Source organism: Williamsia sp. Y844 (assembly GCF_056786475.1).
This window is the reverse complement of record NZ_JBXCJB010000003.1, coordinates 437,699-459,150: the sequence shown is the minus strand read 5'-3', so window position 1 is coordinate 459,150 and position 21,452 is coordinate 437,699. Positions and strand designations below refer to the sequence as shown.

Annotated in this window: 22 protein-coding genes; 9 read left to right on the top strand and 13 right to left on the bottom strand. The window is 64.4% G+C overall.

The features are described 5' to 3' along the window. Window positions 1-11 precede the first annotated feature (11 nt). Window positions 12-1,628, top strand: a complete 1,617-nt coding sequence (locus tag AC1TQG_RS18960) for a GMC oxidoreductase (protein WP_482139384.1) — start codon at window positions 12-14, stop codon at window positions 1,626-1,628. A gap of 109 nt (window positions 1,629-1,737) precedes the next feature. Continuing rightward, the gene (locus tag AC1TQG_RS18955) at window positions 1,738-3,369 is read left to right on the top strand and encodes a GMC oxidoreductase (RefSeq protein WP_482139383.1); all 1,632 of its coding nucleotides are present in this window, start codon (window positions 1,738-1,740) and stop codon (window positions 3,367-3,369) included. A gap of 69 nt (window positions 3,370-3,438) precedes the next feature. Here AC1TQG_RS18955 and AC1TQG_RS18950 read toward each other — a convergent pair whose 3' ends face one another. After that, window positions 3,439-5,070, bottom strand: coding sequence for an ABC-F family ATP-binding cassette domain-containing protein (locus AC1TQG_RS18950; RefSeq protein ID WP_482139382.1), 1,632 nt, complete (start codon window positions 5,068-5,070; stop codon window positions 3,439-3,441). A gap of 37 nt (window positions 5,071-5,107) precedes the next feature. Here AC1TQG_RS18950 and AC1TQG_RS18945 point away from each other — a divergent pair, with 37 nt between their 5' ends. Continuing rightward, window positions 5,108-6,250: a lycopene cyclase family protein gene (locus tag AC1TQG_RS18945; RefSeq protein WP_482139381.1), complete on the top strand. Its 1,143-nt coding sequence runs from the start codon at window positions 5,108-5,110 to the stop codon at window positions 6,248-6,250. On the opposite strand, the gene AC1TQG_RS18940 is transcribed toward AC1TQG_RS18945, so the two are convergent. The 5 genes from AC1TQG_RS18940 to AC1TQG_RS18920 are packed head-to-tail and all read right to left on the bottom strand — an operon-like array spanning window position 6,244 to window position 8,821. Then, window positions 6,244-6,783 carry an Asp23/Gls24 family envelope stress response protein gene (locus AC1TQG_RS18940; RefSeq protein ID WP_482139380.1) on the bottom strand — a complete coding sequence of 180 codons (540 nt, stop codon included), beginning with the start codon at window positions 6,781-6,783 and terminating at the stop codon, window positions 6,244-6,246. The genes AC1TQG_RS18945 and AC1TQG_RS18940 overlap by 7 nt on opposite strands. A gap of 17 nt (window positions 6,784-6,800) precedes the next feature. Continuing rightward, the gene (locus tag AC1TQG_RS18935) at window positions 6,801-7,811 is read right to left on the bottom strand and encodes an Asp23/Gls24 family envelope stress response protein (RefSeq protein ID WP_482139379.1); all 1,011 of its coding nucleotides are present in this window, start codon (window positions 7,809-7,811) and stop codon (window positions 6,801-6,803) included. After that, window positions 7,804-7,983: a DUF2273 domain-containing protein gene (locus AC1TQG_RS18930; protein ID WP_482139378.1), complete on the bottom strand. Its 180-nt coding sequence runs from the start codon at window positions 7,981-7,983 to the stop codon at window positions 7,804-7,806. The genes AC1TQG_RS18935 and AC1TQG_RS18930 overlap by 8 nt, the downstream gene beginning before the upstream one ends. Then, a complete protein-coding gene (locus AC1TQG_RS18925) occupies window positions 7,980-8,363 on the bottom strand; it encodes an Asp23/Gls24 family envelope stress response protein (RefSeq protein ID WP_482139377.1) in 384 nt (127 codons plus the stop codon). The genes AC1TQG_RS18930 and AC1TQG_RS18925 overlap by 4 nt, the downstream gene beginning before the upstream one ends. Then, window positions 8,360-8,821 (bottom strand): Asp23/Gls24 family envelope stress response protein, encoded by a 462-nt coding sequence (locus AC1TQG_RS18920; protein ID WP_482139376.1) that lies wholly within the window; start codon window positions 8,819-8,821, stop codon window positions 8,360-8,362. Before AC1TQG_RS18920 ends, AC1TQG_RS18925 begins: the two co-directional genes overlap by 4 nt. Window positions 8,822-8,973: 152 nt before the next feature. On the opposite strand from AC1TQG_RS18920, the gene AC1TQG_RS18915 reads away from it, so the two are divergent. Then, window positions 8,974-9,579 carry an RNA polymerase sigma factor gene (locus AC1TQG_RS18915; RefSeq protein ID WP_482139912.1) on the top strand — a complete coding sequence of 202 codons (606 nt, stop codon included), beginning with the start codon at window positions 8,974-8,976 and terminating at the stop codon, window positions 9,577-9,579. After that, entirely contained in the window at window positions 9,576-10,046 is a 471-nt protein-coding gene (locus AC1TQG_RS18910; protein WP_482139375.1) for a hypothetical protein, read from the top strand. Before AC1TQG_RS18915 ends, AC1TQG_RS18910 begins: the two co-directional genes overlap by 4 nt. Here the strand turns inward: AC1TQG_RS18910 and AC1TQG_RS18905 are convergent. The 7 genes from AC1TQG_RS18905 to AC1TQG_RS18875 are packed head-to-tail and all read right to left on the bottom strand — an operon-like array spanning window position 10,036 to window position 16,568. Further along, on the bottom strand, window positions 10,036-10,434 hold the full coding sequence (locus AC1TQG_RS18905) for a metal-sulfur cluster assembly factor (RefSeq protein WP_482139374.1): 399 nt from the start codon (window positions 10,432-10,434) through the stop codon (window positions 10,036-10,038). The two genes, AC1TQG_RS18910 and AC1TQG_RS18905, sit on opposite strands and share 11 nt — an antisense overlap. Beyond that, window positions 10,431-10,901, bottom strand: a complete 471-nt coding sequence (gene sufU / locus AC1TQG_RS18900) for a Fe-S cluster assembly sulfur transfer protein SufU (protein ID WP_482139373.1) — start codon at window positions 10,899-10,901, stop codon at window positions 10,431-10,433. The genes AC1TQG_RS18905 and sufU overlap by 4 nt, the downstream gene beginning before the upstream one ends. Next, window positions 10,901-12,223, bottom strand: a complete 1,323-nt coding sequence (locus AC1TQG_RS18895) for a SufS family cysteine desulfurase (protein ID WP_482139372.1) — start codon at window positions 12,221-12,223, stop codon at window positions 10,901-10,903. Before AC1TQG_RS18895 ends, sufU begins: the two co-directional genes overlap by 1 nt. A 44-nt stretch (window positions 12,224-12,267) precedes the next feature. Beyond that, window positions 12,268-13,038 (bottom strand): Fe-S cluster assembly ATPase SufC, encoded by a 771-nt coding sequence (sufC, locus tag AC1TQG_RS18890; RefSeq protein ID WP_482139371.1) that lies wholly within the window; start codon window positions 13,036-13,038, stop codon window positions 12,268-12,270. A gap of 52 nt (window positions 13,039-13,090) precedes the next feature. Beyond that, window positions 13,091-14,281: a Fe-S cluster assembly protein SufD gene (sufD, locus tag AC1TQG_RS18885; RefSeq protein ID WP_482139370.1), complete on the bottom strand. Its 1,191-nt coding sequence runs from the start codon at window positions 14,279-14,281 to the stop codon at window positions 13,091-13,093. After that, entirely contained in the window at window positions 14,278-15,729 is a 1,452-nt protein-coding gene (sufB, locus tag AC1TQG_RS18880) for a Fe-S cluster assembly protein SufB (protein WP_482139369.1), read from the bottom strand. The genes sufD and sufB overlap by 4 nt, the downstream gene beginning before the upstream one ends. Then, window positions 15,726-16,568, bottom strand: coding sequence for a helix-turn-helix transcriptional regulator (locus AC1TQG_RS18875; RefSeq protein ID WP_482139368.1), 843 nt, complete (start codon window positions 16,566-16,568; stop codon window positions 15,726-15,728). The genes sufB and AC1TQG_RS18875 overlap by 4 nt, the downstream gene beginning before the upstream one ends. A 235-nt stretch (window positions 16,569-16,803) precedes the next feature. Here AC1TQG_RS18875 and mptB point away from each other — a divergent pair, with 235 nt between their 5' ends. The 4 genes from mptB (at window position 16,804) to AC1TQG_RS18855 (ending at window position 21,442) form a co-directional block, all read left to right on the top strand. Continuing rightward, window positions 16,804-18,588 carry a polyprenol phosphomannose-dependent alpha 1,6 mannosyltransferase MptB gene (gene mptB, locus AC1TQG_RS18870; RefSeq protein WP_482139910.1) on the top strand — a complete coding sequence of 595 codons (1,785 nt, stop codon included), beginning with the start codon at window positions 16,804-16,806 and terminating at the stop codon, window positions 18,586-18,588. Between the two features lie 69 nt (window positions 18,589-18,657). Beyond that, window positions 18,658-19,623, top strand: coding sequence for an ABC transporter ATP-binding protein (locus tag AC1TQG_RS18865; protein ID WP_482139367.1), 966 nt, complete (start codon window positions 18,658-18,660; stop codon window positions 19,621-19,623). After that, on the top strand, window positions 19,620-20,414 hold the full coding sequence (locus AC1TQG_RS18860) for an ABC transporter permease (RefSeq protein ID WP_482139366.1): 795 nt from the start codon (window positions 19,620-19,622) through the stop codon (window positions 20,412-20,414). The genes AC1TQG_RS18865 and AC1TQG_RS18860 overlap by 4 nt, the downstream gene beginning before the upstream one ends. Before the next feature lie 32 nt (window positions 20,415-20,446). Then, a complete protein-coding gene (locus AC1TQG_RS18855; RefSeq protein WP_482139909.1) occupies window positions 20,447-21,442 on the top strand; it encodes a COX15/CtaA family protein in 996 nt (331 codons plus the stop codon). The last annotated feature ends 10 nt before the right edge of the window (window positions 21,443-21,452 follow it).

Genomic DNA, 21,452 nt, shown 5'->3' with positions numbered 1-21,452 from the left:
AGGGCGAACTAATGACCGGTTTGAACTCTGTCACCAGTCGGCGCACAGTACTGCGGGCGGCCACAGCGGGTGCGGCCATCGCGGCCGCCGCTGTAGTCGCACCCCGCGCTGCTGCCGGCACAGGAAGCACGGGCGCCACGGCGATCGTGATCGGAAGTGGGTTCGGCGGTGCAGTCGCCGCGCTGCGCCTCGGGCAGGCCGGCGTCCAGACGACCGTGCTCGAGCGTGGCCGCCGGTGGCCGATTCGCCCGGACGGCAACACATTCACCAATCTCAACAACCCGGACAAGCGGGCGGCCTGGTTCAGCACCAAGCCGCCGATCAATCCCCTGACGAGTTTCACCCGGCTGGAGCCCTACCCCGGCCTCATCGACCGCATCCACGGAAACGGTATCGATTCGGTCTACGGCGCCGGAGTCGGTGGCGGCTCGCTGGCGTTCGGTGCTTTCACACCCACCCCGCGCAAAGTCGACTTCGAGATGGAGTTCCCCGATGTCGCCAATTACGACGAGCTGATCCGGGACTACTACCCGACCGCTCGGACGATGCTCGGATCGAGTCCCATGCCCGCCGACATCCTGGCTCATCCGCAATATCGCGGCGCCCGGGTATGGACGAAGACCCTGGCCGACTACGGAGTCGAACCGGTCCCCCAGGACTTCGCTGTCGACTGGGACATCGTCCGCGACGAATTGGCAGGCAAGGCAAAGGCATCGCTGTCCGTGGGCGGCGGTCCCTACGGTGTGAACTCCGGCGCGAAGAACTCCGTCGATCACAACTATCTCCCGTCCGCCGAGTCCACCGGCAACGTCACCATCAAGCCGATGCACGAGGTGTTCGAGATCCGGCCGCGAGAGCGCGCCAAGGGATTTGTGGTGAAGGCCCGGCTCATCGACGATCAGCACCGCACGGTCAGCATCGAGACGTTCGAAGCCGACTACCTGTTCATGGCCGCCGGTTCGTACTACACGACGTCGCTTCTGGTGACTGCCCGGGCGAACGGCACCCTGCCCAACCTGTCCACACATGTCGGAAACGGATTCGGTTCCAACGGCGACTTCTTGATCATCCGGACCCTGCTCCGCGACGACGTCGGATACGCCCAAGGTGGCCCGGGCTTGTCTCGCATGTACGAGGATCGACTACCAGGCGGACCGGTGTCGATGATCTATCAGGCGACTCCGTTCCCACAGGTGGCAGGCGGGTTCACCACCACCCACATGGTGCAGACACACACCCCGGACCGCGGGACCATCACGTTCGACCGCGCCACCGGCAAGACGGTCCTCGACTACCCGTTCGCGGGCGGGCAGTCCATCGGCGACAAGCGGGCGATGGCGTTCGCCGGACACTTCCACGAGCGCACCGAAACCCGCTTCGGGCACCCGGCCAACGGCATTCCGGTGTACCCCCGCGAAGGGGACTTCGGTTCGGCTGCCACCTTCCACGGACTCGGCGGGGTGGTCATCGGGAAGGCCGCCGACGAGAACGGCAAGGTCCACGGCTACGACAACCTCTACGTCACCGATGGTTCGTTCATGCCCGGTGCCGTCGGACTGGTGAATCCGTCGCTGACGATCACCGCGATCGCCGAACGCACGATGGACCGGTTCGTGGCGAATCTCTGAGCTCCGGGCAGGCCGCCGACCAGCGAAGCTGTGTGAATGCTGAAAGGGATTAGGTAGAACACCTCGCCAGGGCTATTAGTTTTCCAACCCCCTTCGGGAAAGGCGAACCATGAGCGCCGGCGACACGATCACGTCCACACGGACCGTTCCCAGACGCACTGTTCTGCGAGCGGCGGCGGCAGGCGCGGCGGTGGCCGCCACCGCCGCGGTGTCGGCGCGAGCACGCGGAGCCCCCACGGGCGGATCGGCACCGACGGCGATCGTCATCGGCAGCGGCTTCGGAGGCGCGGTGGCGGCACTGCGGCTCGGTCAGGCAGGTGTGTCGACCACAGTTCTCGAGCGGGGTCGGCGATGGCCCATCAGGCCTGACGGCAACACCTTCGCGACGGTGAACCAGCCAGATGGGCGGGCTGCCTGGTTCAGCACGAGAACCTACATCAATGGCTTGTTGTCGCCGCCCATCAATGCGTATCCAGGTCTGATCGACCGCATCTTCGGCAACGGCGTCGACGCGATCTATGGGGTCGGCGTCGGTGGTGGATCGCTGGCGTTCGGCATGTTCACCTCGGTGCCGCGCCGGGTCGATTTCGACATGATCTTCCCGGCGTCCGCGAACTACGACGAACTCGTCAGTACCTACTATCCGCGGGCCAAGCAGGCCTTGGGTACCTCACCGTTGCCCGCCGACATCCTGGCTCATCCGCAATACCGCGGCGCGCGCGCATTTCTGGACACGTTGCGCGACTACGGAACCGAGCCGATTCCCACCGATTTCGCCGTCGACTGGGACATCGTCCGCGAAGAGCTCAGAGGCAGGCGAAAGGCATCGGTCAGCGTCGGCGAAGGACCGTACGGCATCAACTCCGGTGCCAAGAACTCCGTCGATCACAACTATCTCCCGTCCGCCGAGGCCACCGGCAACGTCACCATCAAACCGATGCACGAGGTGTTCGACATCCGACCACGGGAGGGCGCCAAGGGTTTTGTCGTCACCGCCCGCGAGATCGACGAGAACCACAACACGGTCCGCGTCACGAGCTTCGACGCCGACTACCTCTTCATGGCAGCCGGATCCTTTTACACCACATCACTTCTGGTGGCGGCGCGGGCAAGGGGAACGCTTCCGGCACTCTCGACGGCCATCGGAGGGGGCTGGGGCACCAACGGCGACTTCCTCATCGTGCGGACCCCGCTCCGTCAGGATTACGGGGCCGCACAGGGCGGACCCGGCAACGTCAAGATGTACGAGGACCGGCTACCCGGCGGGCCGGTCGCGATGAATTATCAGGCGACGCCGTTCCCGGAGTATGCCGGCGGGTTCTCCACCACGAACCTGATCCAGACCCACACCGATGAACGCGGCACCATCGACTACGACCGCGCCACCGGCAGGACGATTCTCAACTTCCCGTACCCCCGCGAGAACACGCTCGTCGATCAACGTGCTTCCCAATTCGCCTGGCACTTCCACGAACAGACGGAGACCCGATACGGGTTCCCTGCCAACGGGATTCCGATATACCCGCAGGCCGCAGACTTCGGTGCCGCCTGCACCTATCACGGCCTCGGTGGTGTGGTGATGGGTCAGGGCGCAGACGAGAACGGCCGCATCCGCGGCTACGACAACCTCTACGTCGTCGACGGCGCGTTCCTGCCGGGTGCCGCCGGACTGGTGAATCCGTCCCTGACCATCACCGCGATCGCCGAACGCACGATGGACAGATTCGTCGCCACCCTCTGACCTTCGAACTGTGCCCTTTTGGCGAACAAAACCGCAGGTCGTGCCCGCCAAAACAGCACATCATCGGGTTCAGGCGAGTTCGATGATCTCCTGGTACTCGGCCGACCAATGGTCCTCGGTGCCGTCGGGCAGCAGGATCACCCGTTGCGGATCGAGAGCCGCTGCGGCGCCCGGGTCGTGGGTGACCAGGACCACGGCACCCTTATAGCTGCGCAGGGCGTCGAGCACCTGTTCACGTGAGATCGGGTCGAGGTTGTTGGTTGGCTCGTCGAGGAGCAGGACGTTGGCCGCCGACGACACCAGTCCGGCCAAGGCCAGACGGGTCTTCTCACCACCGGACAGCGTTCCGGCCGGCTGATCGAGCTGCGGGCCGGTGAACATGAACGCACCGAGCAGACCACGCAGGTCCTGTTCACCCGCATCCGGAGCCATGTGCCGGATGTTGTCCCAGACACTCGCGTTGTCGTCGAGGGTGTCGTGTTCCTGCGCGAAATAACCGATCTTCAGGCCGTGACCGGGCTCGATCGTCCCGCGCTGGGCTGTTTCCGTACCCGCCAGCAATCGGAGCAGCGTGGTCTTGCCGGCACCGTTGAGTCCGAGCACCACGACGCGACTGCCACGGTCGATGGCCAGGTCGACGCCTGCAAAGATCTCCAGCGACCCGTACATCTTTGTCAGACCCGAGGCCATCAGCGGGGTCTTGCCACAGGCGGCAGGCTCCGGGAACCGGATCTTCGCGGTCCGGTCGGCCACCCGCTCTTCGTCGAGATTGTCGATCATGCGTTCGGCACGCTTGAGCATGTTCTGTGCGGCAACGGCTTTGGTGGCCTTGGCACCCATCTTCGCAGCCTGGACGCGCAGCACGCCCGCCTTCTTCTCGGCGTTGGCGCGTTCCCGCTTGCGGCGCTGCTCATCGGTAGCGCGGGCGTCGAGATACTTCTTCCAGCCCATGTTGTAGATTTCGGGCTCGCCGCGGACCGCGTCGAGGAACCACACGCGGTTGACGACGTCTTCGAGCAACTCGACGTCGTGACTGATCACGATCAGTCCACCCTCGTGGTTCTGCAGGAATCCGCGGAGCCAGCCGATCGAGTCGGCGTCGAGGTGGTTGGTCGGCTCGTCCAGCAGGAGCGTGGTGCCGGACTTGCCGCCGCTGCCATCGGAGGCCGCAAACAGGATGCGAGCGAGTTCGATTCGGCGGCGCTGACCACCGGAGAGCGTATTCAGCGGCTGGGCCAGTACGCGGTCGGGCAGACCGAGGCTGTTACAGATGCGGGCGGCCTCCGACTCGGCGACATATCCACCGAGGGTCGAGAAGCGATCTTCGAGCTGTCCGTACCGTTGAACGGCCTTGTCGAGGTCTTTCTCGTCGACGGCCTCTGCCATCAACGCCTGCTGCTTTTCCAGATCACGCAGCAAGGTGTCGAGCCCGCGAGCCGAGAGCACCCGATCCTTCGCAATGACCTCCAGGTCGCCTTCACGCGGATCCTGGGGCAGGTAGCCGAGCTCCCCGCTGTTGACGACCGAACCCGCGTAGGGCTCGCCTTCACCGGCGAGAATGCGCATCGTGGTGGTCTTGCCGGCACCGTTGCGGCCCACCAACCCGATGCGATCGCCGGGTTGCACCCGTAGCGCCGGACCAGGGGCGCTCAATAGGGTGCGTACGCCCGCGCGTACCTCGAGGTCAGTTGCCGTAATCACGACTTATCAGTCTACGGCAAGGCGATACGGTGCTCGTATGACAACTCGTATCGTCGACCTGGCGGTGGTGGGAGCCGGGCCGTCGGGTCGTGCCCTTGCGCACCGTGCGTCCCTCGCAGGCCTGCACGTGGCCGTGATCGACCCTCAGGTCGAGAGCCTTTGGAAGCCAACGTATGCCGCGTGGGCCGATGATCTGCCGAGCTGGCTCGACGACTCCGTGATCGCGGCAAGTTGTGAGGCCGTTGCGGTGTTCACGCCGTCGCACCGCCTCCTCGAACGGCAATACGTGACTTTGCACACGGCCGCGCTGCAACAGTCGCTGACCCTTGATGACAGGGTCGTGGTCCATCCGCAATCAGTGTCGGCGGTGCACCCCACCTCCGTGCATTTGGAGGACGGAACGCAGATCGATGCGCGGGCGGTGGTCGATGCGCGCGGGCTCCGAGATCCGGAAGCACCCGCGCAGAGTGCCTACGGCGTCGTTATGGATCGAGCCCACGCGGCACCGGTCCTTGGCAACGACAGCGCAATATTGATGGACTGGCGCGGGGCAACCGCTCATCGGACTCCGACGTTTCTCTACGCAATCCCATTGGACGACAATCGAGTACTGCTCGAAGAGACGTGCCTGGCCGCGGCACCGGCCATGCCCATCGCCGTGCTCCGCGAACGACTCGGCAAGCGGCTGGCACAATTCGACATCGACCAGGGATCACTCGAGGTGTCCCAGACGGAGACAGTGAAGATCGCGCTGTCCGACAGTTCGAGGTTGCCATGGGCCTCGCCGGATCCGCTGCGGTTCGGGGCTGCCGGCGGAATGGTCCATCCGGCAACGGGTTACAGCGTCGCCGAAACGCTGTCGTCGGTCGATCAGCTGGTTGACGCCTACGCACGTGGCCGCGATCCGGTCAAAGCCCTGTGGCCACGTCAGGCCCGGGCGGTGTATCGGCTCCGACTACGCGGACTTGCTGTGCTGCTCAACCTGTCCTCAGCCGACCTCACCGGCTTCTTCGATGCATTCTTCGCAGCACCGGCCTCGATGCAGCGCGCCTATCTGAGCGATCGCCACCATCTCGGCGGGACTCTCGGAGCGATGGCGGGCACCGTCTCCCATGCCGATATCCGCCTGTCCGGCACCATCGTCCGCTCGGCGTTGAAGTCCGGCAGGCCGGATCACTGATTCGGTGCTCGATGCAGCAGGATCCGAACCTCGACATCGGCTCCGGCGAACGACAGTTGAAGTTGATGGCGGACCGCACGTAGCAACTCGATGAGCTCGCGACCCTCGGCAGCAGGGTCTGCGGTCACGGTCAGCTCGAGCGTTGGGGTCCTGCCGTCGATGAACGACCGCGTCTGTGTCGAGTTGATCCAGGGATGCCGCTCCAACGATTTCGCGGCAGCTTTCCCGACATCGGGCACCGACACCGCGCGTTCACCGGCGACCGCACCCGATGAAGAACCCACCACGACGGACCGAATCCTGTTGAGACGCAGGTTGGCCAGCACCAGCCACAGTCCCAGGACAGCCAAGACGACGGTGGCCACGAGTAGCGACCACGGCCACCAACCCTGCTCCGGCGCGGTGTAGATCTCGTAGTCGTTGATCTGCTCGATTTCGTCGACGACCACTGAAACCTGTTGCCACCAGAGCAATGCGACCACACCCGCCCCGAGAAGGACAAGCCCGATCAGGCCAACAACGAGTCGGTCCATGAGGTTCAGGGTGCGTCTCACTTTTCCGGTCCCTCGTCCGTGGAGGTATGCGCAGGGTCGGCCGCAGGCGCCCGATAGTCGAGTACCACCCGCGGGGCGGTTTCGAGCCGGGCCATCACGATGTCCAGACGCTCACGGAGCGCAGCACTATTGCTGCCTTCCTGCCCGCGCACAGCGATCTTCGCGCGGCCCCTGGCAACGGTCGTGGTCGCCGAGACGGTGTCCTCTTCATCGAGCGCGATGGCGCTGATCCGCCGGGCGATGTCCACGTCACGCGTCCACAGGCCGGATACCGCCAACGGCCGGTGGGTGCGCGGTCGGGGTCGAATCGCCAGGTACAACAACCACAGGCCCACCACGACGGCGGCGATCGCAACGGCAACCATCCACGTCTGCCAGCTCGTACTCGCAATCCACTGCGTCGCATCCGCTATCCAGGCGTCGGAGTCGTAATAACCCTGGGCCACCGCGAATTCGCGACCGGCGAGCAGTGCTCCGACGATCAACAACACGCCGATCAGTGGCGCGATCCGCCCGGCACCGGGATAAGCCCGTGGCGGTCTACCGCCACGCTCGGAGACCATTTCAGAGGAATTCTGTTGTTCCGTGACGATATTCGCGACCTCTTCGGACAGCAACAGTCCTTCCGAATCGGTCACCGCCACAACGTCGACATCAACCCGCGACGGGCGCCGCCCGGTGAGTCGGGTCAAAACATCGGCGACGTGTGTCTGTACCTGCGCCGACACCTCCGCTGCCGACGCGGGCCAGCACACCGCGATCTCGATGGCGATCGCCGGATGCCGGGTGCTCGAATCCGACAGCGCGCGAGGCAGATTGCGACCGGTCAACGACCCCAGTTTCACCGACTGCGGCACCACGCCGCGAACCTCCACCGCAGCCTGGCGCGCGATCTTCACGTTGACCTTCGGCTCGATCTGCAACCTACCGCGGATCGCGGGCCGAGCCGGCCCGCTCAACTCCAGATCGGCAGCCTCGGTCGGTTGCGCGACTGCCGCCTCAGCCACGGCCCTTGCTCCGCAACAGCACACCGAGATCGATACGTCCATCGCGATGTGCCCCGATGGCCAGCCCGACCACCGCAAACACCACGGCGATCATCAAACCGGAAAAACCTCCGGTGGTGATGGCCAGGGCGAGCAACAGACCGACAAACAAGCCCACGATTGTATTGCTCATGATTCTCTCGTTTCTGGTGCGTTCACTTCGCTGCTTGCTGCCCCACCCACTGCTGCCCCACCCACTGCGTCTTCGACCGCTGCGCCTTCAATCACTGCGGCAACGACGTCTTCGACAACAACCGTGCAGGGCAGCGGCCGATCCAGCTGCGCCAGCGCCGCGACACGCACCGCTTGTGCCACCTGCTGAATATCGGTGCCAAAGTAGACGATCACATGCACCTCCACACCGGCCTTGCCGATCCGGACGCCGGACACCCGGTGCCCCGGCAGATATGTGGCCACGTCACCGAATGTCCCGGCATGCAGGCCGGCAACACCGTCGACCGCCATGACCGCATCGCGGACACGTTCGGCAACCGTGGTCGCCGGTCCGGTCACTGGACCCGCGACACTGTCTGCCCGTCGAGAGCGGTGGTCGAGTCATCGGTGTCCAGGTGGACGTCGTGAACCGTGATATTGACCTCCGTGACCTCGAGCCCGGTCATCTTCTCGATCGCGTCGATCACATTTGCCCGAACCGACTCCGCGAGTTGGTGAATCGCAACGCCGTAGTTCGCGACCAGGCCGACGTCCACGGCTGCCTGTCTCTCACCGACCTCGACAGAGACACCTTGTGTGACGTCCGTTGACGCACCGGGGATGTTCTCGCGCAACTTGCCGACGGCACGGGCCGCGCCCCCGCCGAGGTCAAAAACCCCGTCGATCTCCCTGGTCGCGATCCCGGCAATCTTCGACACCACCACGTCGGCGATAGTTGTCGTTCCGCCCGACGACTCGGAGTCGTCCGAGGTTTCTTTGCTCAACCCGACGTGGTCGGGGTCCGCAGAAGTTGTCATCTCGAGTCCTCCACTCGTCATGCTTCCCAATGTGGGACGGACGAGGGCATATGTAACCCGGTCCACTTCTTATGACGAGGTGGGACCGCAATGTTGCACGCGGCAATTGTGAGCCACGCCACATCCGGAACTGGCATGCTGAACCCGTGGACATGGAAAGCGAAGCATCCTTGATTCGCTACGCCGCACTGGGCGATCGCACTGCGTTCGAGGATCTGGTCCGGCGTCACCTCAAGCCTCTGCTCCGCTATGCCAACCGGCTCACCGGCTCACCGGCCACCGCAGAGGACATCACCCAGGAAACGTTCCTTGCCGCCTGGCGCGGTTTGCCCGGGTTCGCCTTCGAATCCTCGTTCCGCACGTGGCTGTTCACGATTGCCTCACGCAAGACCATCGATCTGCGGCGACACCGAGTCGCGATCCCGGTGACCGATGAAACGCTCGAACGTTCGGATCGGTACACGCCCGGACCCGAAGACGAGGCCGTGGGCCAGTCGCTGCTCGATGCATTGGAGTACGAGCTCGGACAGCTCAGCGCGCATACCCGGGCGTGCTGGTGGCTCCGCGAGGTCGAAGGGATGTCGCATGAAGAGATCGCCACCGCGCTGGCTATCACCCGGGGATCGGTGCGCGGTCATCTGCAGCGGGCACGTGCGCAGTTGGCGGCCAGACTTGCACCATGGGGACCCGCCGGGGCAAGGTCCGACAGGGTGGGCACCTACAGAAAACATCAAGGGACAAGGGAGGATCTGCGATGACCGAACCGGTGACCGACCCCGATCTGTGGTGGATCAGCGACGCCGCAGCTGCGCTCGATGCTCAGATCCCAGAGGCCACCGTCCTCGAGAAGATCCGGGCACGCCTGCACCACTCGAACCGGCGGGGCGTCCCGGTGTCGACCGACAGTCCGGGAATTCTGATCAACACCCGCGCGCTTCGCCTACTGCTGGCAGGCACCATCTGGGAGGTCGGCCGCCGCGACATCGCCGCAATCGAATTCGACACGCAATCGACAACTCTCACCGCTGTCGACATCAATCTGATCGGCCGATACAGCGATCATCTCGTGGCAATCGGTGACCGGATACATGATGCGGTCACCGAGCGCCTTCGAGAAATACTCGGGCCGGTGAGCGGCTCAGCCGTGATGCGGCGCCTGTACTGGTCCGATCTGGAGCAACCGAACGACCCAAGTGGTCGCGTGAAACCGGAGGTCAGACGGTGAAACCGAGCGCACGCAACTGTTCGCGTCCGTCATCGGTGATCTTGTCCGGACCCCACGGCGGCAGCCAGACCCAGTTGAGTTCCATGTCGGTGCACAGGCCGGAGGTGACCAGCGCATTGCGCGCCTGATCCTCGATCACGTCGGTGAGCGGGCAGGCGGCCGACGTCAGTGTCATATCGACCTTCGCAACGGCGTCGCTGCTGACCTCCAGGCCGTAAACCAAGCCCAGGTCAACGACATTGATACCGAGTTCGGGATCGACCACGTCGCGCATGGCCTCTTCGATGTCGTCGATGGACGGCAACGAGGTCTGCACCGGCGCAGGCACAGCTGCCGCAGGCGATGTTGCGACCTCGGTCGAGCCTTCAGGTCCTGATGTTGTTGTCATACCGACTCCCTAGCCGAATTCTCTTTGCCGGCAACCGTCTGTGCCAACGCGTCCTTGAATGCCATCCATCCCAGCAATGCGCATTTCACGCGAGCCGGATACTTACTGACCCCGACAAAGGCGACGCCGTCGCCGATCACGTCTTCGTCACCTTCGTCGGCGCCGCGTGAGGTCATCATCTTGTTGAACGAATCAACCGTGGCCAGAGCTTCTTTCACACTCTGGCCGACAAGCTGCTCGAACATCACCGAGGTCGAGGCCTGCGAGATGGAGCAGCCCTGACCGTCGTACGAGACGTCGGTGACGGTCTCCCCGTCGTCGGACAACCGAACCCGCAGGGTGACCTCGTCGCCGCACGTCGGATTGACGTGATGGACCTCGGCACCAAAAGGATCGCGCAGGCCACGTCCCTGCGGATGTTTGTAGTGATCGAGGATCACTTCCTGGTACATCTGTTCCATACGCATCAGGCAACCACCCCGGTCGGCACATTGTCGCCGTCAGTCTTTCTCACGCCGAAAAATTCCTGGGCCTTGACGATGGCCTTCGCAAGCGCGTCGACCTCGTCGAGTGTGTTGTATGCGGCAAACGATGCGCGTGCGGTGGCGGCCACACCGAGACGCTTGTGCAGCGGCCAGGCGCAATGGTGTCCGACGCGGATGGCGACACCTTCGTCGTCCAGGATCTGGCCGAGGTCATGGGCGTGAATGCCATCGACCACAAACGAGACCGCTCCCCCGCGCTGCTCCGAGGTGGCCGGACCGATGATCCGGACGCCTTCGATCGCACCGAGGGCGGACAACGTGGCTTCAACAAGCGAATGCTCGTGTGCGGCAATCGCATCCATACCCAGGTCCTGCAGGTAACGAACCGCCGCACCCAGCCCGATCACCTGAGAGGTCATCGGCACGCCCGCCTCGAAACGCTGTGGCGCGGGTGCGTAGGTGGAGACCTCCATGGAGACCGTTTCGATCATCGAACCACCCGATATGAACGGTGGCAGGCCGGCAAGCAGCTCCCGCTTGCCGTACAGCACACCGACACCGGAGGGGCCGAACATCTTGTGGCCGGAGAACGCCGCGAAGTCGACATCGAGTTCGTGGAAGTTCACCGTCATGTGCGGGACCGACTGGCAGGCATCGAGTACCACCAGGGCTCCGACGGCGCGTGCGCGGCGGACCATCTCCGGCACGTCGGCGATCGCACCGGTCACATTCGACTGATGCGTGAACGCCACCACCTTGACGGTGTCGTCGAGTTCCAGCGAATCCAGGTCGATCCGACCCTCGTCGGTCACCCCGTACCACTTCAGCGTTGCACCTGTCCGGCGGCACAGTTCTTGCCACGGAACCAGATTCGCGTGATGCTCGAGCTCGGTGACGACGACGGTGTCACGGGGGCCGAGTGGACTGCCACCCAGCACGCCGGCACTGCGATCGTCGCCGAGGGTGTAGGTCACCAGGTTCAGCGCCTCGGTGGCGTTCTTGGTGAACGCCAACTCGTCGACATCGGCGCCGACGAACCCGGCAACCACCGCACGCGCATCCTCGTAGGCATCCGTGGCCTCTTCGGCCAGCTGATGCGCTCCGCGGTGAACCGCCGCATTGCAGGTGACCAAAAAGTCGCGTTCGGCATCGAGAACCTGCACCGGACGTTGGCTGGTGGCACCGGAATCGAGGTACACCAGCGGCTTGTTGTCGCGCACCGTACGACCCAGGATCGGGAAGTCGGCGCGAACAGCAGTGACGTCCAGCGCAGTCGAAGCGATCGTCTCATCGATGCTTGTCATGTCTGGCCTCCTGGAGGATGTTCGGGCGAAAGGTAGATCCGGTGTCAGGCGGTTGCAGTCTGGGTGAACCGGATGTAGCCGTTCTGCTCGAGCTCGTCGGCCAATTCCGGGCCACCCGACTCGACGATGCGACCGTCGATGAACACATGAACGAAATCAGGCTTGATGTAGCGCAGGATCCGGGTGTAGTGGGTGATCAGCAGAACTCCGCCGTTCTCGCGCTCCTTGTAGCGGTTGACGCCCTCGGAGACGACGCGCAGAGCATCGACGTCCAGGCCCGAGTCGGTCTCGTCGAGGATCGCGATCTTCGGCTTGAGCAATCCGAGCTGCAGGATCTCGTGGCGCTTCTTCTCGCCACCGGAGAATCCCTCGTTGACACTGCGCTCACCGAACGACGGATTGATCTCCAGCTCGTTCATCGCCTCTTTGGTCTCTTTGACCCACAGGCGCAGCTTCGGTGCCTCGCCGCGGACTGCGGTGGCAGCGGTGCGCAAGAAGTTCGACATCGAGACGCCCGGCACCTCGACGGGGTACTGCATCGCCAGGAACAGTCCGGCGCGCGCCCGCTCGTCGACCGCCATCTCGAGGACGTTTTCGCCGTCGAGGGTGATGGTGCCCTGCATCACTTCATATTTGGGGTGCCCGGCGATGGCGTACGACAGCGTCGACTTACCGGAGCCGTTGGGGCCCATGATCGCGTGGGTCTGGCCCGACTCGATGGTCAGGTTGACACCCTTGAGGATGTTGATGGGTTCGGCGTCGGCGTCAGTCTGCTTGACGTTGACATGCAGATCACGGATTTCCAAAGTAGCCACGGTATTTGAGTTCCTTGCTGATATCTGGGGAAGAGTTTGTGCTTGCCGGCGATCAGGCGCCGGCGGCCTCGAGCTCGGCTTCGATGGCGGCCGACAGACGGTCACGCAACTCTGGCAGCGCGATCCGAGCGATCACCTCGCCGAAGAATCCGCGGACCACCAGTCGACGGGCCTCGTGTTCGGAGATGCCACGAGACTGTAGGTAGAACAGATGCTCGTCATCGAAACGGCCGGTGGCACTGGCATGTCCGGCGCCGACGATCTCACCCGTCTCGATTTCCAGGTTGGGTACCGAGTCGGCGCGGGCACCGTCGGTCAGGATCAAGTTGCGGTTCAGCTCGAAGGTGTCGGTGCCCTCGGCCTCGGCGCGGATGAGCACGTCGCCGACCCATACCGTCCTGGCCTCACGGGCGCGGTCGCCTTCGACACCCTGCAGCGCACCCTTGTAGACCACGTTCGACCGGCAATGCGGCTGCGAATGATCCACCAGCAGGTGCTGTTCGAGATGCTGTCCGGCGTCGGCAAAGTACAGACCCATCAGTTCCGCGTCGCCACCTGGTGCGTCGTAGTGCACCACCTGGCTGAGCCGGACCAGTTCGCCACCGAGGCTGATCGCGAAGTGACGCAACACCGCATCCCGGCCGAGCCGGTTGTGATGGGCGGTCACGTGCACCATGTCGTCGGCCCAGTCGTGGACGTTGAGCACCGTCAGATGCGCACTGTCACCGACGATGAACTCGATGTTCTCGCCGTAGGTGCCACTGCCCTTCTGGTCGATGACAACGGTCGCCTTGGCAAACGCTTCGAGCCGGATCTGGAGATGACCGAAAGCCGTCTCGCCGACACCCGGACCATCGACGGTCACGGTGATCGGTTCGGCGAGTTCGACCTCTTTGCCGACGGTCACAACCGTTGCCGAGGTGAACGACGAATAGGCCTGCGCTGCAACCCGATCGAACGGCACGCCGCCCTGACCGAGTCGCTTGTCGTCGCGACCGACCGTTTCAACGGTCACACCCTGCGTGGCTCCGGTGACCTCGACGGTCGCCTCGGCCGTACGTTCGGCGCTGCCGTCGTGCAGACCGCGGAGCTTACGGAACGGCGTGAACTTCCACGCTTCGTCCTTGAAGCGGGGTACTTCGAAAGCGTTCACGTCGAAGGACGTGAACATCTCACCTTTGTTGACCGCAGGCCGGGAGTTCTCACCCTGGACCGCACCGACAACACCTGTAGCAGAACTCATCCGACGGAGCCTTCCATCTGCAGTTCGATCAGCCGGTTGAGTTCCAGCGCGTATTCCATCGGCAGTTCCTTGGCGATCGGCTCGACGAATCCGCGCACGACCATGGCCATTGCCTCGTCCTCGGTCAGACCGCGGCTCATGAGGTAGAAGATCTGGTCGTCGCTCACCTTGGAGACCGTGGCCTCATGACCCATCGTGACGTCGTCCTCGCGGATGTCGACGTAGGGGTAGGTGTCGCTTCGGCTGATCTGATCAACCAGCAGCGCATCACACTTCACCGTCGAGCGGCTGCCGTGTGCACCCTTGTTGATCTGGACCAGGCCACGGTAGGAAGTCCGCCCGCCGCCACGCGCGACCGACTTGCTGACGATGTTGGACGAGGTGTTCGGTGCCAGATGCACCATCTTCGATCCGGTGTCCTGGTGCTGTCCGGGCCCTGCGAATGCAACCGAGAGGACTTCGCCCTTGGCGCCTTCACCGGTCATCCACACAGCCGGGTACTTCATGGTGACCTTGGAACCGATGTTGCCGTCGACCCACTCCATGGTGGCGCCGGCTTCAGCCTTGGCCCGCTTGGTGACCAGGTTGTAGACGTTGTTCGACCAGTTCTGAATCGTGGTGTACCGGCAGCGGCCACCCTTCTTCACGATGATCTCGACAACGGCCGAGTGCAGCGAGTCGGTCTTGTAGATCGGCGCGGTGCAACCTTCGACGTAATGCACGTAGGCACCCTCGTCGACGATGATCAGCGTGCGCTCGAACTGACCCATGTTCTCGGTGTTGATCCGGAAGTAGGCCTGCAGCGGGATGTCGACGTGCACACCCGGCGGGACGTAGATGAACGAGCCACCCGACCAGACCGCGGTGTTGAGCGCGGAGAACTTGTTGTCGCCGGCCGGGATGACCGTGCCGAAGTACTCGGCGAACAGTTCGGGCTGTTCCTTCAATGCGGTGTCGGTGTCGAGGAACAACACACCCTGCTGCTCGAGATCCTCACGAATCGAGTGGTATACGACCTCGGACTCGTACTGAGCGGCGACACCGGAGACCAGGCGCTGCTTCTCGGCTTCCGGGATGCCCAGCCGGTCGTAGGTGTTCTTGATGTCTTCGGGCAGATCGTCCCAGGTGGCTGCCTGCTTCTCGCTGGAGCGCACGAAGTACTTGATGTTGTCGAAGTCGATGCCGTCGAGGTCGCTGCCCCAGTTCGGCATGGGCTTGCGGTCGAAGATCGACAACGCCTTGAGGCGCGCCGCGAGCATCCACTCGGGCTCACTCTTCCTGGACGAGATGTCTGCGACAACCGCTTCGGACAGGCCGCGCTTGGCGCTGGCGCCCGCGACATCGGAATCGGACCAGCCGTATCCGTATGAACCGAAAGAGTCGATCGTCTCTTCCTGCGTCAGAACGCCCGCCGGTGCTGCTGCGGGGGTCGGGTCTGTGACCGTCATATGTGACTCCTTCCGGAGGCTACCGATGCCGACGCGGACTGTGCGTCGACCTGATTTGCCCCCTGCATTTTTGCAAGTGGCACGTGGGTGGTGCATGCGCAGTCGCCGTTGGCGATCGTTGCCAGACGCTGCACGTGAGTACCGAGCTTCGCGGTGAACACCGCTGTTTCTGCTTCGCACAATTCCGGGAACTCGGCCGCCACGTGCGCCACCGGACAATGGTGCTGGCAGATCTGCACACCATTACCAACGCGACGAGTGGTGGCAGAAAATCCCGCACTGGTCAAAGCTTCGGCAATTTGTTCGGCGGTGTTCTCGAGTTCTTCTGCCGAACTGCCCGATACGGGCACGTCAGAGACGATTTTCTGAGCGCGTTCCATGGCGAAGTCGGTAACCGCCTCCTCGCCACCGATCGTGCGCAGGCGGCGCATGACAGCACCGGCGAGATCGTCGTAGGCGTGCTTGAGGCGTCCACGACCGCTCGGTGTGAGCTGGAAATGCTTGGCCGGACGTCCTCGCCCACGGTGTGCGTAACGCGGTGCTGCTGTCGCGATCAGATCACCCGAGGCGATCATCGCGTCGAGATGACGACGTACCGCGGTAGGTGTGATGCCGAGCTCTTCGCTGATGTGTACCGCCGTGACCGGTCCCTGTTCGAGGATCAGGTTGACCACCGCGGCCCGGGTCTGGCCGTCATGACTGACGGGAACCGGAGAATCAGCACCGATATGCGTGCCCGGAGCAGCAGACGGTGACGCCGGAGCAGCAGACTGTGACACGGGAGCAGCAGACAACGATGCCCCTTCCGGGGCATGCGAGGTACCAGCAACCGTTTTCACAACACAAGTGTTACCGAAATAGATTCTGATTGCTAGCAAGGGTCACCTTGCTTGATGAACGCCACACTTTCAGCCCGGTATCGGAGCATCGGCTACGCAGGGCTGGCCGGGCAGAAATCGTCAGACGATTACAGTCTCACCTGTGCCGGATACCGCAGCCCCTGAAGTCGACCCTCCCGTCGACCCCAAGAAAGCTGCGACGACGCCGAACGATGCGCGCGCGTCCAGAGGCCCGATTCGGGGGGAATTCAGGAAAGCGCTCGAGTACCTGGGCCTGCGGCGTGTTGGTGAACCCGAACCGGACGCCGACGCCACCGGCGACTACGGCGTGGCGGTCGCGCGGCTACACGACGACGAGTCCGAGGTCGGGCCGCTCACCAGAGCCGAGAACAAGCGTCTGCTGAGCATCCGGGTGTTCGGGACCCTGGGTTCGGTCCTCGTGCTGGTCGGATCGCTCGGTACCGGCGCGCTCCCGGTCCTGCAGAACCCACTCGCCGGTATGCGGGTGTTGTCTCTGCCGTCCCGGATGTGGCCGGTCGCGCTGACGTTCTCGCTCACCGGAGTCGTGATCCTGGTCCTGGCATGGTTGTTGCTCGGAAGGTTCGCGGTCGGGCGCCTCGGTGTCGACGTGTTGAAGGACCGATCGCCCCAGCGACGGATGACGCGTAGCCAGGCCGATCGCACGCTGCTCGTCTGGATCCTCCCGTTCGTGCTGGCACCACCGATGCTCAGCAAAGACGTCTACTCCTACCTGGCGCAGAGCGAGATCGCCGCCCGGGGCCTCGATCCGTACAAGATCAGCCCGGCTGCGGGACTGGGCATCGATCACGTGTTCACCCGGTCCGTGCCGAACATCTGGCGCGAGACCCCGGCGCCCTACGGCCCACTGTTCCTCTGGCTCGGAGACCAGATCACGCATCTGACCGGTGAGAACATCCCGGCAGCGTTGGCCGCGCACCGGGTGCTCGCACTGCTCGGTGTGGCGATGATCGTCTGGGCGCTGCCCCGCCTGGCGGGCCGGTGCGGTGTCTCTCCGGTCGCGGCGCTGTGGCTCGGAGCCATGAACCCCCTGCTCATCCTGCATCTGGTCGGCGGCATCCACAACGAAGCGCTGATGCTCGGCATGATGCTCGCCGGCCTCGAGCTGTGTTTCCGGGGGATCGATTCACCCGACCGGCTCAGAAAACCCGGTTCGTGGTTACCGAGCCCACCGGGGTGGATTCTGGTCGCCGGCGTCGTGGTGATCGCCTGCTCCTGCATGATCAAGGTCTCCTCGATCCTGGCGCTCGGATTTGTCGGCGTGGCACTGGCCCGCCGCTGGGGCGCAACCCTCCCGGCGCTGCGTCACGCTCCGGTCCGCGAGTACTGGCAACGCTCCAAACGCAGCGTGCTGGCGCTGCTGGGTGCCGCGGGCCTGCTGGCGGTGATCCTGGCGGTGGTCATCGTCGTCATCTGTGTCGGTACCGGACTGGGATTCGGCTGGACGACGACTTTGTCGACCGGCGGGGTCGTGCGGTCATGGATGTCGATGCCGACCTTCATGTCGGTGACCACAGGCAGGGTCGGCGTACTACTCGGTCTCGGCGATCAGACCCAGGCGATGCTCGACGTCGCCCAACCGATCGGGCAGGTGATCGCCGGAATTCTGGTGATTCGCTGGCTGCTCGCCGCGCTGGCCGGCCGGATCCACCCCGTCGGGGCCCTCGGGTTGGCGATGGGCAGCTTCGTGCTGTTCTTCCCGTTCGTCCAGCCCTGGTATCTGCTGTGGTTCATCATCCCACTGGCGGCCTGGGCCACCGGGCGTTGGTTCCGCCTGATCGCGATCGCGCTCTCGGCGATCATCTCGGTCGTCGTGCTGCCAACCGGTGCCGGTACGCGCGGATTCCAGCTGGCGGAGGCCATCGTTGTGGCCGTTCTTCTTGTGGCAATACTCACAGCGTTGTTCTTCGAAGAGATGCCGTGGCAGCGCCGCCGACGCGTGAACGCCGAGGACACTGCCAAGACAACCGCACAGATCTGACCGCGAACCGGACGCTCGAAGGTCACCCGTGTTCGGATCCAGAGCGCAGGCCGCTTACTCTTGGACGTTGTGAACAGCCCGTCGTACGCTCCCGGGGTCACCGGTGCCGCGGCGACCGGCCCAGCCCTGTCGGTCAAAGGCCTGGTGAAGAGATTCGGCGAGACAACCGCGGTCGGCGGTCTCGACTTCGAGCTCCAGACCGGCGAGATCCTGGCGATCCTGGGCCCCAACGGCGCAGGCAAAACCACCACCGTCGAAATCTGCGAAGGCTTCGCCTCGCCGGATTCCGGTGAGGTCACCCTCCTGGGCCTTGATCCCATCGCCGACAACGAGGCAGTCCGCAGCCGCATCGGCGTGATGCTCCAGGGTGGAGGCGCATATCCGGGCGCCCGCGCCGGCGAGATGTTGCGACTGTGTGCCGCCTACTCCGCCGATCCCCTCGACCCGGACTGGCTGCTGCAGAGCCTCGGGCTCGTCGACGCCCAGCGCACGCCATATCGGCGACTCTCGGGTGGACAACAACAACGCCTCGCGCTCGGCTGCGCGCTGGTGGGCCGTCCCGAGGTGGTCTTCCTCGACGAACCCACCGCCGGCATGGATGCGCACGCCCGGATCATGGTGTGGGAGTTGATCGACCGGCTACGGGCCGACGGCGTCTCGGTGCTGCTGACCACCCATCTGATGGACGAGGCCGAAGCGCTCGCGGATCAGTTGCTGATCATCGATCACGGGGTCGAGGTCGCCAAGGGCTCCCCCGCCGAACTGACCAGCCGCGGAGCCGAGAACGAGCTGCGATTCCACGCGCCCCGGGGACTCGACATGACCGATCTGGAGTCTGTTCTGCCTGAAGGCTATTCGTGCACCGAGTTCACCCCGGGCGGGTACCTGGTCACCGGCCATGTCACCCCGAAGGTGCTGGCGATGGTGACCGGATGGTGTGCGGAGATCGATGTATTGGCAACCGACCTGCAGGTCGAGACACGGAGCCTGGAAGACGTCTTCCTGGATCTGACCGGCCGAGGGATGCGCGAATGACCACTGCCCGACCGAACAGCGCCAACCGTTTTGCCGCGGGCACATTCACCCCGCGGCCGCGCCCGGCCCCGATCCGCAAAATGCTCGCCGCACAGTCCCGGATCGAATTGCTCCTGCTGCTGCGCAACGGCGAGCAGCAACTGCTGACCATGTTCATCCCGATCACCATGCTGATCGGACTGTGCCTGCTGCCCATCGGCGACTTCGACGAATCCCGTGCCGACAGGTTCGTCCCCGCGATCATGACCGTTGCGGTGATGTCGACCGCATTCACCGGTCAGGCGATCGCCGTCGGATTCGATCGCCGGTACGGCGCGCTCAAGCGACTCGGGGCCACCCCATTGCCGCGATGGGGTGTGATCGCAGGCAAATCCATCGCCGTTGCCATCGTGGTCAGCTTGCAGGCGGTGATCCTCGGCGTCATCGGGCTGATCCTGGGCTGGGAGCCCTCACCGGCCGGACTCCTGCTCGGCATCCTGGTGATCGCCATCGGCACGCTCATGTTCTCGGCGATGGGTCTGCTGCTCGGTGGCACCCTCAAGGCCGAGATCGTGCTGGCCCTGGCGAACCTGCTGTGGTTCGCATTCCTCGGGATCGCGTCGATCGTCGTGATCGGCGACAGTGTTCCGACCGCGGTCGAGTGGTTCGCCAGGTGTACCCCGTCCGGCGCCCTGAGCGAGGCCCTGCATCAGGCAACGTCGGGTTCGCTGGACCTGGTCGGTATCGCAGTGCTCTCTGCCTGGGGTATCGCCGCCGGAACCGCCGCCGTTCGTTACTTCAAGTTCACCTGAACCGCGACCATCAAACCCGGCAACCTACGATCATTACCGTGTACCGCTTGTTTGTCCGGCTAGTCGACCGGCTCCCGCTCCCGTCCCTGCGCTTTCAGATCCTTTCCGCATTGGCGGTGGTACTGACGCAGGCGGGCATCGCGGTCACCGGATCGGTCGTCCGGGTCACCTCGTCCGGACTCGGATGCCCGACGTGGCCCCAGTGCTTCCCCGGCAGCTTCACCCCGGTCCAGCACGACGAGATCGCCGCGATTCACACCGCGGTCGAGTTCGGCAACCGGCTGCTGACCTTCCTGGTCACCCTCACCGCCGCGATCATCGTGATCGCCGTGACGCGGGCGCGGCGCAGGTACGAGGTTCGCCTCTACGCGTGGTTGATGCCGGCCTCGACGATCGTCCAGGCCGTCATGGGCGGCATCACCGTACTCACGGGCCTGCTGTGGTGGACGGTCGCGATCCACCTGATTTTGTCGATGGGCATGGTGTGGCTGGCGGTTCTGCTGCTGGAAAAGGTGCGCGAGCCCGACGACGTCGAAGCCGTCGCCGTGGTGCCAGCGCCCATCCGGTGGCTGACGGTCCTGTCCGCAGTCCTGATGACCGGGGTGCTGATCGCCGGGACGATGGTGACCGGCGCGGGACCTCATGCCGGCGACAAGAGCATCGACAAGCCCGTACCTCGATTGAAGATCGAGATCACCACGCTCGTGCATCTGCACGCCGACCTGTTGATCGCCTACCTGTCGGTGCTGGTGGCGATCGGCTTTGCACTCTTTGCCGTCAAGGCACCCGAACGATTGAAGCGGCGCCTCTACGTGGTCGTCGGCGTGGTCGTCGCGCAGGCGTTGGTGGGTGTGACCCAGTACGCCACCGACATCCCGGCGGTACTGGTGGTCCTCCACGTCGCGGGCGCAGGCGCCTGCGTGGCCGTCACGGCCGCGCTCTGGGTCGCCATGCGGCCAAGGCCGGCCCCGACCGGCTCCGGGACGCAGCCGTCGTCCAAGCCAGTCGAGGCCGCAGCCGCGTCTTAAATGTTTGCGT

Coding starts and splice junctions, on each gene's coding strand:
- AC1TQG_RS18930 (WP_482139378.1), bottom strand. CDS start 7,983: ATGAGCAATACAATCGTGGGCTTGTTTGTCGGTCTGTTGCTCGCCCTG.
- sufB (WP_482139369.1), bottom strand. CDS start 15,729: ATGACGGTCACAGACCCGACCCCCGCAGCAGCACCGGCGGGCGTTCTG.
- AC1TQG_RS18960 (WP_482139384.1), top strand. CDS start 12: ATGACCGGTTTGAACTCTGTCACCAGTCGGCGCACAGTACTGCGGGCG.
- AC1TQG_RS18915 (WP_482139912.1), top strand. CDS start 8,974: ATGGAAAGCGAAGCATCCTTGATTCGCTACGCCGCACTGGGCGATCGC.
- AC1TQG_RS18910 (WP_482139375.1), top strand. CDS start 9,576: ATGACCGAACCGGTGACCGACCCCGATCTGTGGTGGATCAGCGACGCC.
- sufU (WP_482139373.1), bottom strand. CDS start 10,901: ATGCGTATGGAACAGATGTACCAGGAAGTGATCCTCGATCACTACAAA.
- AC1TQG_RS18905 (WP_482139374.1), bottom strand. CDS start 10,434: ATGACAACAACATCAGGACCTGAAGGCTCGACCGAGGTCGCAACATCG.
- AC1TQG_RS18895 (WP_482139372.1), bottom strand. CDS start 12,223: ATGACAAGCATCGATGAGACGATCGCTTCGACTGCGCTGGACGTCACT.
- AC1TQG_RS18940 (WP_482139380.1), bottom strand. CDS start 6,783: ATGGACCGACTCGTTGTTGGCCTGATCGGGCTTGTCCTTCTCGGGGCG.
- AC1TQG_RS18945 (WP_482139381.1), top strand. CDS start 5,108: ATGACAACTCGTATCGTCGACCTGGCGGTGGTGGGAGCCGGGCCGTCG.
- AC1TQG_RS18860 (WP_482139366.1), top strand. CDS start 19,620: ATGACCACTGCCCGACCGAACAGCGCCAACCGTTTTGCCGCGGGCACA.
- sufD (WP_482139370.1), bottom strand. CDS start 14,281: ATGAGTTCTGCTACAGGTGTTGTCGGTGCGGTCCAGGGTGAGAACTCC.
- AC1TQG_RS18920 (WP_482139376.1), bottom strand. CDS start 8,821: ATGACAACTTCTGCGGACCCCGACCACGTCGGGTTGAGCAAAGAAACC.
- AC1TQG_RS18955 (WP_482139383.1), top strand. CDS start 1,738: ATGAGCGCCGGCGACACGATCACGTCCACACGGACCGTTCCCAGACGC.